This window comes from Pseudomonas sp. IT-P260 (genome assembly GCF_949768395.1).
GTDB lineage: Bacteria > Pseudomonadota > Gammaproteobacteria > Pseudomonadales > Pseudomonadaceae > Aquipseudomonas > Aquipseudomonas parakoreensis.
Map to the genome: position 1 here is coordinate 178,473 of NZ_CATKPO010000043.1, position 13,289 is coordinate 191,761.

Consider the following 13,289-nt stretch of genomic DNA (forward strand, 5'->3'; position numbering starts at 1 on the left):
TCATTATCATATAATAATGAATCTCATCTCCGCACGAGTCCCGGATCATGAGTTCTGCCTTGCACGAGCAGCCGTACCTCGAAAGCTGGCGCTGGATGAGTCGCCAGATCCGTTGCGCGATGGACCCCGACGAGCCGCGCCTGATCGAACATTACCTGGCCGAAGGTCGTTATCTGGCCTGCTGCACGGCGACTTCCCCGTGGACCATCGCTGAAACCTCCTTCCGTTTGCTGCTCGACACAGCCACCGACATCGCGTTGCCATGGCACTGGCGCAGCTTGTGTCTCGATCAAGCCTGGCGCCCGCTGCGTGAAATGGAGCGCCTGTCGCTGTGCAACTGCCGACTCCAGCGTTGGCAGCGCTACACCTGGCAACTGGCGACCTGCGAGTTGCAACCCTCGATTCCTCTCATTGAATCAGTCCAAGGATTTTCAGATGACCAAGACTCGTATTGAGCGCGACAGCATGGGCGAATTGCAGGTGCCGGTGGACGCTCTCTACGGCGCGCAGACCCAGCGCGCAGTGGATAACTTCCCGATCAGCGGCAAAACGATGCCAACGCAGTTCATCCGTGCGCTGATCCTCGCCAAAGCCGCCGCCGCGCGGGCCAACGTCGAACTCAACCAGCTCAGCGCCTCGCAAGGCAAGGCCATCAGCGACGCCGCGCAAGGCCTGCTCGAAGGCGATTTCATGCAGCATTTCCCGGTGGATATCTTCCAGACCGGCTCCGGCACCAGCTCCAACATGAACGCCAACGAAGTAATCGCGACCCTCGCCAGTCGCCTGCTTGGCGAGCAGGTCAACCCGAACGATCACGTCAACTGCGGCCAGAGCAGCAACGATATCATCCCGACCACCATTCACGTCAGCGCCGCCCTGGCGTTGCACGAACAACTCCTGCCGGCGTTGCTGCACCTGGTGCAGGTCATCGAAAACAAAGCCGTGCAAGTGCATCACCACGTCAAAACCGGTCGCACGCACCTGATGGATGCGATGCCGGTGCGCATGAATCAGGTGCTCAATGGTTGGGCGCAGCAGCTCAAGGCCAACATCGCCCACCTGCAGGATCTGCTGCCGAGCCTGCAATCGCTGGCGCAGGGTGGCACGGCCGTCGGCACCGGGATCAATGCGCACCCGGAATTCGCCGCGCGTTTCAGCCGCCAATTAAGCCAGCTGACCCATGTGCAATTCACTCCAGGCAAGGATCTGTTCGCCCTGATCGGCTCGCAGGACACCGCCGTCGCCGTCTCCGGCCAACTCAAGGCCATTGCCGTGTCGCTGATGAAAATCGCCAACGACTTGCGCTGGATGAACTCCGGCCCGCTCGCCGGTCTCGGTGAAATCGAGCTGGAAGCTTTGCAGCCGGGGTCGTCGATCATGCCGGGCAAGGTCAATCCGGTGATCCCGGAAGCCACCGCGATGGTCGCCGCGCAAGTCATCGGCAACGATTCGGTGATCACCATCGCCGGCCAATCGGGCAACTTCGAGCTGAACGTGATGCTGCCGATCATCGCCCAGAACCTGTTGAGCAGCATCGAACTGCTGGCCAACGTCAGCCGTCTGCTCGGCGACAAAGCCATCGCCAGTTTCAAGGTCAACGAGTCGCGGCTCAAGGAAGCGCTGTCGCGCAACCCGATTCTGGTCACCGCGCTCAACCCGATCATCGGTTACCAGAACGCCGCGGAAATCGCCAAGCAGGCCTACAAACAGGGGCGTCCGGTGATTGACGTCGCGCTGGAGCACACCGATCTGTCGCGCAACCAACTGGAAGAGTTGCTCAACCCCGAGAAACTCACCGCCGGCGGCGTGTAAACCCCGCAACCGCTTTGGAGGTTCACCATGGAGCACTGGAAACGCACGATCGAACGGGCCAATCGCTGCTTCATGCTGGGCGAGCTGATTGATGCCCGCGAGGCTTACCTGCAGGCCCTGGCCTTGGCGCAAGTGCTGTTTGAACGCTGGGCGGACGCCGACGAAGCAGTGGCGGCCTGCGTCATCTCCCACCACAACCTGGCGGATCTGCACCTGCGCCTGAACCAGCCGGAGGAGAGCGCCGAGTACCTCTGCGCGATTCATCAACGGTTATTGCAGACCATGCAGGACGAGCGCCTGCGCCCGGCCCTGCGTGAGGCAGCGTTGCGTCAGAGCAGCAAGACCTACGTCGAACTGCTGAATTTCATCAGCGAACACGGCGAATACCCGCGCACCCAGCGCCTGCTGCACCCGGACACCGGCCATGCACGCCGCGCATCAGCCTCACATCACCATGGAGTCCACTGAAATGGCTTTTACCTTGCCTGCCTTGCCGTACGCCTACGACGCCCTGGAACCGCACATCGATGCGCAAACCATGGAGATTCACTACACCAAGCACCACCAGACCTACATCAACAACCTCAACGCCGCCGTCGAAGGCACTGAGTACGCCGAGTGGCCAGTGGAAAAACTGGTCGCCAGCGTTCAGCAGTTACCGGAAAAACTCCGTGCGGCCGTGATCAATCAGGGTGGCGGTCACGCCAACCATTCGTTGTTCTGGGAAATCATGGTGCCCAACGGTGGCGGCAAGCCTGAGGGCGCGCTGGCCAAGGCGATCGAGGAGCAACTGGGCGGTCTCGACAGCTTCAAGGAAGCCTTCACCAAAGCCGCGCTGACCCGTTTCGGCAGTGGCTGGGCCTGGCTCAGCGTCACTCCAGAGAAGACATTGATCGTGGAAAGCAGCGGCAACCAGGACAGTCCGCTGATGAACGGCAATACGCCGATTCTCGGTCTGGATGTATGGGAACACGCCTACTACCTGCGCTATCAGAACCGCCGTCCGGAATACATCAACGCGTTCTACAACGTGATCAATTGGCCTGAAGTGGCCGCGCGTTATCAGGCTGCTCTGGTTTAAGTCATCCATAAAAACAATCCAAGGCTGACTATGGGTACTGAAACACTGGCGATTGGTGGTGGGCGCATGTTTCGTTACGCGGTCGGGTCGCTGTTGCTGCTGGCGGGCATGACTTTGCTGGTGGCGCATGGGCTGGAGTGGCTGGGTCTGCAGCCGAAACTGTCGCGGGCCTTGCAGGGGGGCGCAATCTGCGCCCTCGGCACGGCGCTCGGCGCGGTGCCGGTGCTGGTGATCCGGCGCATGCCGCAGAGGCTCAGCGATACGCTGCTGGGTTTTGGTGCCGGCGTGATGCTGGCGGCGACTGCGTTTTCGCTGATCGTGCCGGGCATCGCTGCTGCCGAAAGTCTGGGCCTGACACCCTGGGGCGCCAGCGGGTTGATCTGTTTCGGCATCATGCTCGGTGCATTCGGTCTGTATCTGGTGGACCTGAAACTGTCCGGCGCCTCACCGGAAATGCTCGTCGGTACCTCTGAGCGCCCGGTGATCCCGCCAAGGATCTGGTTGTTTGTCTTCGCCATCATTGCTCACAACATCCCGGAAGGCATGGCGGTGGGGGTGTCTGCTGGCGGCGGCATGCCGGATGCCGACAGTCTGGCGATGGGCATCGCCTTGCAGGATGTGCCGGAGGGGTTAGTGATTGCGTTGGTGTTGGCCGGGGCCGGGATGTCGCGGGTCAAGGCGTTTTTGATCGGTGCGGCGTCAGGGCTGGTCGAGCCGGTGTTTGCGCTGCTCTGTGCGTGGCTGGTCAGCCTGGCAGAGTTGTTGTTGCCGTTGGGGCTGGCGCTGGCCGCGGGAGCGATGTTGCTGGTGGTGACGCATGAGGTGATCCCCGAGTCGCGACGCAATGGTCATGACAAACTGGCCAGTCTTGGCTTGCTGATCGGGTTTTGTCTGATGATGGTGATGGATACGGCGTTGGGCTGAAAAAACATCGCAGCCTTCGGCAGCTCTTACAGTGAACGCATTCCAATGTAGGAGCTGCCGAAGGCTGCGATCTTTTGTTTCTGAGCTGTCAGCCGCCTTCGTCGAAGTAGTTGTTGATCAACTCCACCAGCGCATCCAGCGCTTCCTGTTCCTGATGGCCTTCAGTACTCAGATAGATCTTCGTGCCCTTGCCGGCAGCCAGCATCATCATCGCCATGATGCTTTTACCGTCCACGGTTGTTTCTGGTGTACGACCCACTCTGATCGTGCAATCCGGGAACTTGCCCGCCACCCCGACGAACTTGGCCGAAGCTCGGGCATGCAGGCCCAGTTTATTGATGATTTCGATTTCCAGAGCAGGCATCGCGGTGTGAATCCTTTAAGTGAGGTCGCGGTGGCGAACCTGGACGTTCTTCAGGGTTTTCTGCAGGGCCTGACCCAGACGTTCGGTCAGGTAAACGGAGCGGTGATGCCCACCTGTGCAGCCAATGGCAATGGTGACGTAGGCGCGGTTGCTCGCAGCAAAGCGTGGCAGCCATTTATTCAGATAGCCGAAGATATCCTGATACATCTCCTCGACTTCCGGTTGCGCCGCCAGGTATTCGGCGACCGGTGCATCGAGACCCGATTGGGCGCGTAGCTCCGGCTTCCAGTACGGATTAGGCAGGCAGCGCACGTCGAACACCAGATCTGCATCCACCGGCATGCCGCGCTTGAAGCCGAACGACTCGACCAGAAACGCCGTGCCCGGCTCCGGCTGGTTCAGCAGGCGCAACTTGATGGTGTCACGCAGTTGGTACAGATTCAGGTTGGTGGTATTGACCTTGAGGTCGGCCAGGTCCGCAATCGGGCCGAGCAGGGCCGTTTCGTCTTGAATCGCTTCGGCCAGCGAACGATTGGCAGTGCTCAGCGGATGGCGCCGGCGGGTTTCCGAGAAGCGCTTGAGCAGCGTTTCTTCGTCAGCATCCAGATACAGCACATCGCACTGGATGTGCCGGGCACGGACTTCTTCAAGCAGTTCGGGGAAACGCGACAGGTGGCTCGGCAGATTGCGTGCATCGATCGACACGGCCACCAGCGGCTGGGCCAGCTCGGTATGAATCAGGGCGCGTTCGGCGAGTTCCGGCAGCAGGCCGGCCGGCAGGTTGTCGATGCAGTAGTAGCCGTTGTCCTCAAGGACATCCAGGGCAGTACTTTTACCCGAGCCGGAGCGGCCGCTGACGATGATCAAACGCATGATTAATGACCGTTCTGCTCGCTCAGGACGACCTGATACAAGGCTTCTTTACTCGGTGCGCTGCGCAGTTTTTCACGCACTTCCTTGCGATCGAGCATGCTGGCGATCTGGCGCAGTAATTCCAGGTGAGCATCGGTGGCCGCTTCCGGGACCAGCAGGACAAACAGCAAGTCAACCGGAGCGCCGTCGATGGCATCGAAATCAATGGGGGCATCAAGGTGCATCAATGCGCTGATAGGCGCTTCGCAGCCTTTGAGGCGACAGTGGGGAATGGCGATGCCGTTGCCGAAACCGGTGGAACCGAGTTTCTCACGGGCGATCAGCGCATCGAACACATCCTGCATGGCCAGATCCGGCACTTCTTTATGGATGAGGTTGGCAATCTGTTCGAGGGCTTTCTTTTTACTGCCGCCCGGCACGTTCACCAGGGAACGGCCGGGGGTCAGGATACTTTCAAGTCGGATCATGGGTTGGGAGTGTTAACGACCGGTTGCGCCCTGGAGGAGGCTCTGGGTCTTTTCCTTATGCTTTTTGAGTTGGCGATCCAGCTTGTCGGTCAGTGAGTCGATCGCAGCGTACATGTCGGTATCTTCTGCGTTGGCGACCACTTCGCTGCCGGGTATATGCAAGGTGGCTTCGATTTTCTGCTTGAGCTTTTCGACGCACATCGTGACTTGCACGTTGGTGATCTTGTCGAAATGGCGCTCCAATCGTTCGAGTTTCTCGTTGATGTAGGTGCGCAGAGGTTCGGTCACTTCCAGTTGGTGTCCACTGATGTTGACTTGCATACAGCTTCTCCTTCGTTGCCAGTGCATAAAGCGGCAGGCCGGATAGCCTGCCACTGGAACGCTGTAACGTGGCTTACATCAACCGCTTGCGTTCGCTCGAAGGCGCGATCCCGAGGGATTCGCGGTACTTGGCGACGGTGCGGCGAGCCACCTGAATGCCTTGTGCCTCCAGTAAACCAGCGATCTTGCTGTCACTCAATGGCTTTTTCTGATTTTCCGCCGCGACCAGTTTTTTGATGATCGCGCGGATCGCCGTGGATGAGCATTCACCGCCTTCAGAGGTGCTGACGTGGCTGGAGAAAAAGTATTTCAGTTCATAAATGCCCCGAGGGGTATGCATGAATTTCTGCGTGGTGACCCGGGAAATCGTCGATTCGTGCATGCCGACCGCCTCGGCGATGTCATGCAGGACCAACGGTTTCATGGCTTCGTCACCGTATTCCAGGAAGCCCCGTTGGTGCTCGACGATCTGGGTGGCGACTTTCATCAGGGTTTCATTGCGGCTTTGCAGGCTCTTGATGAACCACCGCGCTTCCTGCAGCTGATTGCGCATGAAGGTGTTGTCGGCGCTGGTGTCGGCGCGCCGCACGAACCCGGCGTACTGCGCATTGACCCGCAGACGAGGCACAGACTCCTGATTCAGCTCGACCAGCCAGCGTTCGTTGTCCTTGCGCACAATCACGTCAGGCACCACGTACTCGGCTTCGGTGGATTCGATCTGTGAACCCGGACGCGGATTGAGGCTCTGCACCAGCTCGATGACCTGACGCAGCTCGTCTTCCTTGAGCTTCATGCGTCGCATCAGCTGGCTGTAGTCGCGACTGCCAAGCAGATCGATGTAATCGCTGACCAGACGCTTGGCCTCGTTCAGCCAAGGAGTCTTGGCCGGGAGCTGACGCAGTTGCAGCAACAGGCATTCGCCGAGGTTGCGCGCGCCGATGCCGGCGGGTTCGAACTGCTGGATGCGATGCAGGACGGCTTCGATCTCGTCCAGCTCGATGTCGAGTTCCGGATCAAAGGCGTCGAGAATTTCTTCGAGGGTTTCGTCGAGGTAGCCCTGATTGTTGATGCAATCGATCAGGGTCACGGCGATCAGGCGGTCGGTGTCGGACATCGGCGCCAGGTTCAGTTGCCACAGCAGATGGCTTTGCAGGCTTTCCCCGGCGGAGGTGCGGGTGGTGAAGTCCCACTCGTCGTCATCGCTGCTGGGCAGGCTGCTGGCGCTGGTCTGGTACACGTCTTCCCAGGCGGTATCGACGGGCAATTCGTTAGGAATGCGCTCGTTCCATTCACCTTCCTCCAGGTTGTCCACCGTCGGGGCGGTTTCCTGATAGGAGGGTTCCTGAATCTCGGTGTTGGGTTTTTGTTCGGCGTTGTCGGCCAATGGATCGGAGTTGTCGAAGTCGTCGCCTTCTTCCTGGCGCTCGAGCATCGGATTGGATTCCAGGGCCTCCTGGATTTCCTGTTGCAGGTCCAGGGTCGACAATTGGAGCAGGCGGATGGCCTGTTGCAGCTGCGGTGTCATCGTCAGCTGCTGGCCCATTCTCAAGACTAGCGATGGTTTCATGGCAGGGGCTTAACACCTTATTCGCCGGCGCGCATGCGCCATCCACTACAGGGCGCCGAAGCGCCAAACTTAAGCAAATTATATGCCTGAAACTGTCGTGTTTGCCTAGAGCGCTGTAACAATAAAGCGTATAAAAAAAGCGCTTCAACGTTACAGCACCCGGACGGCTGGCCGAATGCGCTCGCGCTTTAGAGGCGGAACTCGTGGCCCAGGTACACTTCCTTCACCAGATCGTTGGCAAGGATGGTTGCCGCATCGCCTTCAGCGATCAGTTGACCGTCGTTGACGATGTAGGCGGTCTCGCAGATATCCAGCGTCTCACGCACGTTGTGGTCGGTGATCAGCACACCGATGCCCTTGGCCTTGAGGTGATGGATGATCTGCTTGATGTCGCCGACCGAGATCGGGTCGACACCGGCGAACGGTTCGTCGAGCAGGATGAATTTCGGGGCGGTCGCCAGGGCGCGGGCGATTTCCACCCGACGGCGTTCACCACCGGACAGGCTCATGCCGAGGTTGTCGCGGATGTGGCTGATATGGAATTCCTGCAGCAGGCTTTCCAGCTCCTTGCGACGGCCGGCCTTGTCGAGCTCCTGGCGGGTCTCGAGGATGGCCATGATGTTGTCGGCCACCGACAGTTTGCGGAAGATCGACGCTTCTTGCGGCAGATAGCCGATACCGGCCTTGGCGCGACCGTGCATTGGCTGGTGGCTGACGTCCAGATCGTCGATCAGTACGCGGCCCTGATCGGCCTGCACCAGGCCGACGATCATGTAGAAGCAGGTGGTCTTGCCGGCGCCGTTCGGGCCGAGCAGGCCGACGATCTGGCCGCTGTCGATCGACAGACTGACGTCACGCACGACCTGGCGGCTTTTATAGGCCTTGGCCAGGTGCTGAGCTTTCAGAGTTGCCATTACTGGGTTTTCTCGTCGGTTTTCTTCTTCGGCTGGATCACCATGTCGATGCGCGGACGCGTCTCGGTGACCTTGTTGCCGGTAGCGCGACCGGCGCTGGCCAGTTTTCTCACCGTGTCATAGACGATTTTCTCGCCCTGGGTGGTGTTGTTGTCCTTGTCGACAACCTTGGCCTTGTCGATCAGCACGACGCGGTTTTGCGCGGCGTGATACTGGATCGTCACGCCCCAGCCCTGTACAGGCTTGGTGTCACCCTGGGTTTGCAACTGCTCGAAGTAGGCAAGGTTACCCACCGAGGTCACCACGTCGATGTCGCCGGTCGGGGTACGGGTGATGGTTACCGTATTGCCCTTAACGATCATCGAACCCTGGGTGATGATCACGTCACCTTTATAGGTGGCGATGCCGTTCTTGTCGTCCAGTTGGGCGTCGTCGGCCTGAATGCGGATAGGTTGCTGCTGATCGTTCGGCAGAGCCCAGGCGCTCACGCTTCCCAGTGCTGCGCCCAGACTGAGCAAAATAGGGAGGGTTTTAACGAGCCTCATACTGTCCTCTTACGTTCGATTGCAGGTGTATCCTGCTATCCTTCAAATACGCCTTCATTCCCACGCCAGTCGATACACCGCCAGCGCCGTCGATTCTAACGGGTTGCTCGGTCTGCGCATATTGCTGCTGAGGGAACACCGTCATGCGGGTGCTGGTGATAAGGGTGTCGCGTTTCTTTTCATCGGTGCGCTTGATGCGTACCGAGTCGATCAGTTCTACCTGGGTTCCGTCCGGGTTCACTTCGCCACGCTCGCTGGTCACGTGCCACGGAAAGTCTGTGCCGCGGAACATGTTGAGGTCGGGTTTGGTGACCAGTGTCACGTCCGTCGCTTTCAGATGCTCGGCCTTGTCCGACGTCATTTCGTACTGCACCTTGCCGTCCGGAAGGTATTGCAGGGTATGCGTGTTCGTGGCGTACCAGTCGATGGCGGTGTCTTCGACCTTGGTCACAGGTTTGTCGAGGAACCGTTCAGGGCTGATGTTCCAGTAGCCGACCGCTGCGAACAGGGCAGCGATACAGCCGAACAACAGGAAGTTGCGAAATTTTTTGCTAAACATGGTTTGGCTCACAGGTACGCGGCGTTGGCCGCATCGAGGCGGCCCTGGGCGCGCAGGATCAATTCGCAGAACTCTCGGGCGGCACCTTCGCCACCGCGGGCCCGAGTGACGCCATGGGCGTGTTCGCGCACGAAGTCGGCAGCATTGGCCACGGCCATGCCCAAGCCTACGCGGCGGATCACCGGCAGGTCAGGCAGGTCGTCACCGAGGTAGGCGACCTGTTCATAGCTTAGGCCCAGTTGCGCCAATAGTCCGTCCAGAACCACCAATTTGTCTTCGCGGCCCTGAAACAGGTGCGGGATGCCGAGGTTCTTCGCCCGGCGCTCGACCACCGGCGTCTTGCGGCCGCTGATGATGGCGGTTTCGACGCCGGCATTCATCAGCATCTTGATGCCCTGGCCGTCGAGGGTGTTGAAGGTCTTGAATTCGCTGCCGTCTTCGAGGAAGTACAGGCGCCCGTCGGTCAGGACACCATCGACGTCGAACACCGCCAGTTTGATCGCTTTGCCGCGTTGCAGCAGATCGGTTGTCATTACATCACTCCTGCACGCAGCAGATCGGAGAGGTTGAAGGCGCCGATCGGGCGATCTTCTTCGTCCACGACCACCAGTGCGTTGATTCGGTGGTCTTCCATGATTTTCAGCGCTTCGGCGGCGAGCATCTCGGGCCGTGCGGTCTTGCCGTGCGCGGTCATGACCTGGTCAATGGTGGCGCTGCGGATGTCGATGCTGCGATCCAGGGTGCGGCGCAAGTCGCCGTCGGTGAAGATCCCGGCGAGTTTGCCATCGGCTTCAACGATCGCGGTCATGCCCAGGCCCTTGCGGGTCATTTCCATGAGCGCGTCCTTGAGCAGGGTGCCGCGTTGCACTTGCGGCAGCTCCTGGCCGGCGTGCATGACGTTTTCCACTTTCAGCAACAGGCGTCGACCCAAGGCGCCGCCCGGGTGGGAGAAAGCAAAATCTTCGGCGGTAAAACCCCGGGCTTCCAGCAGCGCCACGGCCAGGGCATCGCCCATGACCAGCGCAGCGGTGGTCGAGGAAGTCGGTGCCAGGTTCAGCGGGCAGGCTTCGTGCTCGACGTGAACGTTGAGATTGACTTCGGCGGCCTTGGCCAGTGGCGACTGCGGGTTGCCGGTGAGGCTGATCAGCTGGATGCCGAGGCGCTTGATCAGTGGCAGCAGGGTGACGATTTCGTTGGTCGAGCCGGAGTTGGAGAGGGCGAGGATCACGTCATCGCGGGTGATCATGCCCATGTCACCGTGGCTGGCTTCGGCTGGATGAACAAAAAAGGCCGGGGTGCCGGTGCTGGCCAGGGTCGCGGCAATCTTGTTGCCGACGTGCCCGGATTTACCCATGCCGACCACGACCACACGGCCCTTGCTGGCCAGAATCATCTCGCAAGCGCGTACGAAATCGGCGTCGATATGGGGCAACAAGCCTTGTACGGCTTCCACTTCGAGGCGGATGGTGCGTTGTGCCGATTGAATCAGGTCGCTGGATTGGCTCATGTCAGAAATCGTATAGCCCGATGAAAAGGCGGCGATTATAGCGGTTATGTTGAAAAGCCTCACGCAAGTTCGTCGAGCTTTGTCATTCCTGGCAACCAAAACCCCGAAAAAGTGCCATCGGGCCTGTCATATCGTTGAACGCGGAAGGGCATGGGCCTTGGGCGCTTGGCGTTTGCAGTGATATAGTTCGCCGCCAGTTCGGCCTGCCCGGGAGGTATGTGCTTTCTGCGGAAAGCCAGGCGTCCGAGTGAGAGGCTGCATCGCAAGGAGTTTAGATGAGTGCCGATAACGCCTACGCGGTCGAGCTGAAGGGAGTCTCCTTCAAGCGCGGTGCGCGCAGCATTTTCAATAACGTCGATATTCGCATCCCGCGTGGCAAGGTTACCGGCATCATGGGGCCTTCCGGGTGTGGCAAGACCACGCTGCTGCGACTGATGGGCGCGCAATTGCGTCCCTCCAGCGGGGAAGTCTGGGTCAACGGTCAGAACCTGCCGACGCTGTCGCGCAGTGATCTGTTCGATGCGCGAAAGCACATGGGCGTGCTGTTTCAGAGTGGCGCGCTGTTCACCGATCTCGATGTCTTCGAGAACGTCGCTTTCCCCTTGCGGGTTCATACCCAATTACCGGACGAGATGATCCGCGACATCGTCCTGCTCAAATTGCAGGCGGTTGGACTGCGCGGCGCGATCGAGCTGATGCCTGACGAACTGTCCGGCGGCATGAAACGTCGCGTGGCGCTGGCGCGGGCGATCGCACTCGATCCGCAGATTCTCATGTATGACGAGCCTTTTGTTGGTCAGGATCCGATCGCTATGGGCGTGCTGGTGCGCCTGATCCGTCTGCTCAACGATGCGCTGGGCATTACCAGCATTGTGGTTTCCCACGACCTGGCCGAAACCGCGAGCATCGCTGACTACATCTATGTAGTGGGTGATGGTCAGGTGCTGGGGCAGGGCACGCCGGACGAATTGATGAACTCGGATGAACCGCGTATTCGCCAGTTCATGACCGGCAACCCCGATGGCCCGGTGCCGTACCATTTTCCAGCGACGGATTACCGCGCAGATCTTCTGGGGAAGCGCTGATGCGCAGAATTTCATTGATAGAACGCGTACGCCGCTTTGGCGAGACGGCGATCGACGCCGTGGCGGTGTTTGGCCGCGCGACCCTGTTCCTGTTTCACGCCCTGCTCGGTCGTGGCGGCATCAGCGGCGGTTTTGGTCTGCTGGTCAAGCAACTGCATTCGGTTGGCGTGATGTCGCTGGTGATCATCGTCGTCTCCGGGATTTTCATCGGCATGGTGCTGGCGCTGCAGGGCTTCAGTATTCTGTCGAGCTACGGTTCGGAGCAGGCAGTGGGGCAGATGGTTGCCCTGACCTTGTTGCGAGAGTTGGGTCCGGTGGTGACGGCGCTGCTGTTTGCCGGGCGTGCCGGTTCGGCGCTGACGGCCGAAATCGGCAACATGAAGTCCACCGAACAGCTTTCCAGCCTGGAAATGATCGGCGTCGACCCGCTCAAGTACATCATTGCTCCGCGCCTGTGGGCCGGTTTCATTTCCCTGCCGGTGCTGGCGATGATTTTCAGCGTGGTAGGCATCTGGGGTGGTTCGTGGGTGGCTGTCGACTGGCTGGGTGTGTATGAAGGCTCTTATTGGGCGAACATGCAGAACAGCGTGAATTTCACCAGTGACGTGCTCAACGGCGTGATCAAAAGTATTGTTTTCGCCTTTGTAGTGACCTGGATTGCCGTATTCCAAGGCTATGACTGTGAGCCCACTTCCGAGGGTATCAGTCGTGCCACCACCAAGACCGTGGTGTTTGCCTCGCTGGCAGTGCTCGGCCTGGACTTTATTCTGACCGCTTTGATGTTTGGAGATTTCTGATGCAAAACCGCACCCTGGAAATCGGTGTCGGCCTGTTCCTGCTGGCAGGGATCCTGGCCTTGTTACTGCTTGCGCTGCGGGTCAGTGGCCTGTCTCCGACCTCGACCACCGACACCTATAAGCTGTATGCCTACTTCGACAATATCGCCGGTTTGACGGTCAGAGCCAAAGTGACCATGGCCGGTGTAACCATCGGCAAGGTCACGGCCATCGATCTGGATCGCGACAGCTTCACCGGTCGGGTCACCCTGCAAGTGGACAAAAAGGTCGACAACCTGCCGACCGACTCCACAGCGTCTATCCTGACCGCTGGCCTGTTGGGCGAGAAGTACATCGGTATCAGCGTGGGTGGGGAAGACACTCGTCTGAAGGATGGTGGAACCATCCACGACACGCAGTCGTCTCTGGTACTGGAAGACCTGATCGGTAAATTCCTGCTCAATACCGTTAGCAAAGACGCCAAATGAGGAGCT

At 59.5% G+C, this 13,289-nt stretch carries 18 protein-coding genes; 8 read left to right on the forward strand and 10 right to left on the reverse strand.

From position 1 onward, the window contains the following. The first annotated feature begins 47 nt into the window (after positions 1 to 47). Genes ACM6HV_RS25230 through ACM6HV_RS25250 form a run of 5 tightly spaced genes read left to right on the forward strand, consistent with a single transcriptional unit; the run spans position 48 to position 3,817 of the window. Positions 48 to 455: a hypothetical protein gene (locus ACM6HV_RS25230; protein WP_047291295.1), complete on the forward strand. Its 408-nt coding sequence runs from the start codon at positions 48 to 50 to the stop codon at positions 453 to 455. Continuing rightward, complete coding sequence (locus ACM6HV_RS25235; RefSeq protein ID WP_414905564.1) at positions 436 to 1,812, forward strand: class II fumarate hydratase; 1,377 nt, start codon at positions 436 to 438, stop codon at positions 1,810 to 1,812. The genes ACM6HV_RS25230 and ACM6HV_RS25235 overlap by 20 nt, the downstream gene beginning before the upstream one ends. Before the next feature lie 27 nt (positions 1,813 to 1,839). Next, complete coding sequence (locus ACM6HV_RS25240; protein WP_414905565.1) at positions 1,840 to 2,280, forward strand: hypothetical protein; 441 nt, start codon at positions 1,840 to 1,842, stop codon at positions 2,278 to 2,280. Between the two features lies 1 nt (position 2,281). Then, positions 2,282 to 2,893, forward strand: a complete 612-nt coding sequence (locus ACM6HV_RS25245; RefSeq protein ID WP_414905566.1) for a superoxide dismutase — start codon at positions 2,282 to 2,284, stop codon at positions 2,891 to 2,893. A gap of 30 nt (positions 2,894 to 2,923) precedes the next feature. Next, positions 2,924 to 3,817 carry a ZIP family metal transporter gene (locus ACM6HV_RS25250; RefSeq protein WP_414905567.1) on the forward strand — a complete coding sequence of 298 codons (894 nt, stop codon included), beginning with the start codon at positions 2,924 to 2,926 and terminating at the stop codon, positions 3,815 to 3,817. A gap of 88 nt (positions 3,818 to 3,905) precedes the next feature. Here the strand turns inward: ACM6HV_RS25250 and ACM6HV_RS25255 are convergent, their stop codons facing one another. The 10 genes from ACM6HV_RS25255 to ACM6HV_RS25300 all read right to left on the reverse strand — a co-directional run bounded on the left by ACM6HV_RS25255 (position 3,906) and on the right by ACM6HV_RS25300 (position 10,934). After that, positions 3,906 to 4,181 carry an HPr family phosphocarrier protein gene (locus tag ACM6HV_RS25255; protein ID WP_414905568.1) on the reverse strand — a complete coding sequence of 92 codons (276 nt, stop codon included), beginning with the start codon at positions 4,179 to 4,181 and terminating at the stop codon, positions 3,906 to 3,908. A 15-nt stretch (positions 4,182 to 4,196) separates the two neighbouring features. After that, positions 4,197 to 5,054 (reverse strand): RNase adapter RapZ, encoded by an 858-nt coding sequence (gene rapZ / locus ACM6HV_RS25260; protein WP_041072843.1) that lies wholly within the window; start codon positions 5,052 to 5,054, stop codon positions 4,197 to 4,199. A 2-nt stretch (positions 5,055 to 5,056) separates the two neighbouring features. After that, positions 5,057 to 5,521, reverse strand: a complete 465-nt coding sequence (gene ptsN, locus ACM6HV_RS25265) for a PTS IIA-like nitrogen regulatory protein PtsN (RefSeq protein WP_414905569.1) — start codon at positions 5,519 to 5,521, stop codon at positions 5,057 to 5,059. Between the two features lie 12 nt (positions 5,522 to 5,533). Next, the gene (gene hpf / locus ACM6HV_RS25270) at positions 5,534 to 5,842 is read right to left on the reverse strand and encodes a ribosome hibernation-promoting factor, HPF/YfiA family (RefSeq protein WP_025109458.1); all 309 of its coding nucleotides are present in this window, start codon (positions 5,840 to 5,842) and stop codon (positions 5,534 to 5,536) included. 73 nt (positions 5,843 to 5,915) lie between these two features. Continuing rightward, positions 5,916 to 7,409, reverse strand: coding sequence for an RNA polymerase factor sigma-54 (locus ACM6HV_RS25275; protein WP_121183720.1), 1,494 nt, complete (start codon positions 7,407 to 7,409; stop codon positions 5,916 to 5,918). Positions 7,410 to 7,597: 188 nt separating this feature from the next. Beyond that, entirely contained in the window at positions 7,598 to 8,323 is a 726-nt protein-coding gene (lptB, locus tag ACM6HV_RS25280; protein WP_041072850.1) for an LPS export ABC transporter ATP-binding protein, read from the reverse strand. Continuing rightward, complete coding sequence (gene lptA, locus ACM6HV_RS25285; protein ID WP_025109456.1) at positions 8,323 to 8,868, reverse strand: lipopolysaccharide transport periplasmic protein LptA; 546 nt, start codon at positions 8,866 to 8,868, stop codon at positions 8,323 to 8,325. Before lptA ends, lptB begins: the two co-directional genes overlap by 1 nt. Next, entirely contained in the window at positions 8,855 to 9,427 is a 573-nt protein-coding gene (gene lptC / locus ACM6HV_RS25290) for an LPS export ABC transporter periplasmic protein LptC (RefSeq protein WP_414905570.1), read from the reverse strand. Before lptC ends, lptA begins: the two co-directional genes overlap by 14 nt. A gap of 8 nt (positions 9,428 to 9,435) precedes the next feature. Further along, positions 9,436 to 9,960, reverse strand: coding sequence for a KdsC family phosphatase (locus ACM6HV_RS25295; RefSeq protein ID WP_007967216.1), 525 nt, complete (start codon positions 9,958 to 9,960; stop codon positions 9,436 to 9,438). Beyond that, entirely contained in the window at positions 9,960 to 10,934 is a 975-nt protein-coding gene (locus ACM6HV_RS25300; protein ID WP_027610849.1) for a KpsF/GutQ family sugar-phosphate isomerase, read from the reverse strand. The genes ACM6HV_RS25295 and ACM6HV_RS25300 overlap by 1 nt, the downstream gene beginning before the upstream one ends. Positions 10,935 to 11,209: 275 nt before the next feature. Here ACM6HV_RS25300 and ACM6HV_RS25305 point away from each other — a divergent pair, with 275 nt between their 5' ends. Genes ACM6HV_RS25305 through mlaD form a run of 3 tightly spaced genes read left to right on the forward strand, consistent with a single transcriptional unit; the run spans position 11,210 to position 13,283 of the window. Then, on the forward strand, positions 11,210 to 12,019 hold the full coding sequence (locus tag ACM6HV_RS25305; RefSeq protein WP_003221703.1) for an ATP-binding cassette domain-containing protein: 810 nt from the start codon (positions 11,210 to 11,212) through the stop codon (positions 12,017 to 12,019). Then, positions 12,019 to 12,816: a lipid asymmetry maintenance ABC transporter permease subunit MlaE gene (mlaE, locus tag ACM6HV_RS25310; RefSeq protein ID WP_025109452.1), complete on the forward strand. Its 798-nt coding sequence runs from the start codon at positions 12,019 to 12,021 to the stop codon at positions 12,814 to 12,816. The genes ACM6HV_RS25305 and mlaE overlap by 1 nt, the downstream gene beginning before the upstream one ends. Then, entirely contained in the window at positions 12,816 to 13,283 is a 468-nt protein-coding gene (gene mlaD, locus ACM6HV_RS25315) for an outer membrane lipid asymmetry maintenance protein MlaD (protein WP_007967220.1), read from the forward strand. Before mlaE ends, mlaD begins: the two co-directional genes overlap by 1 nt. Positions 13,284 to 13,289: the final 6 nt, after the last annotated feature.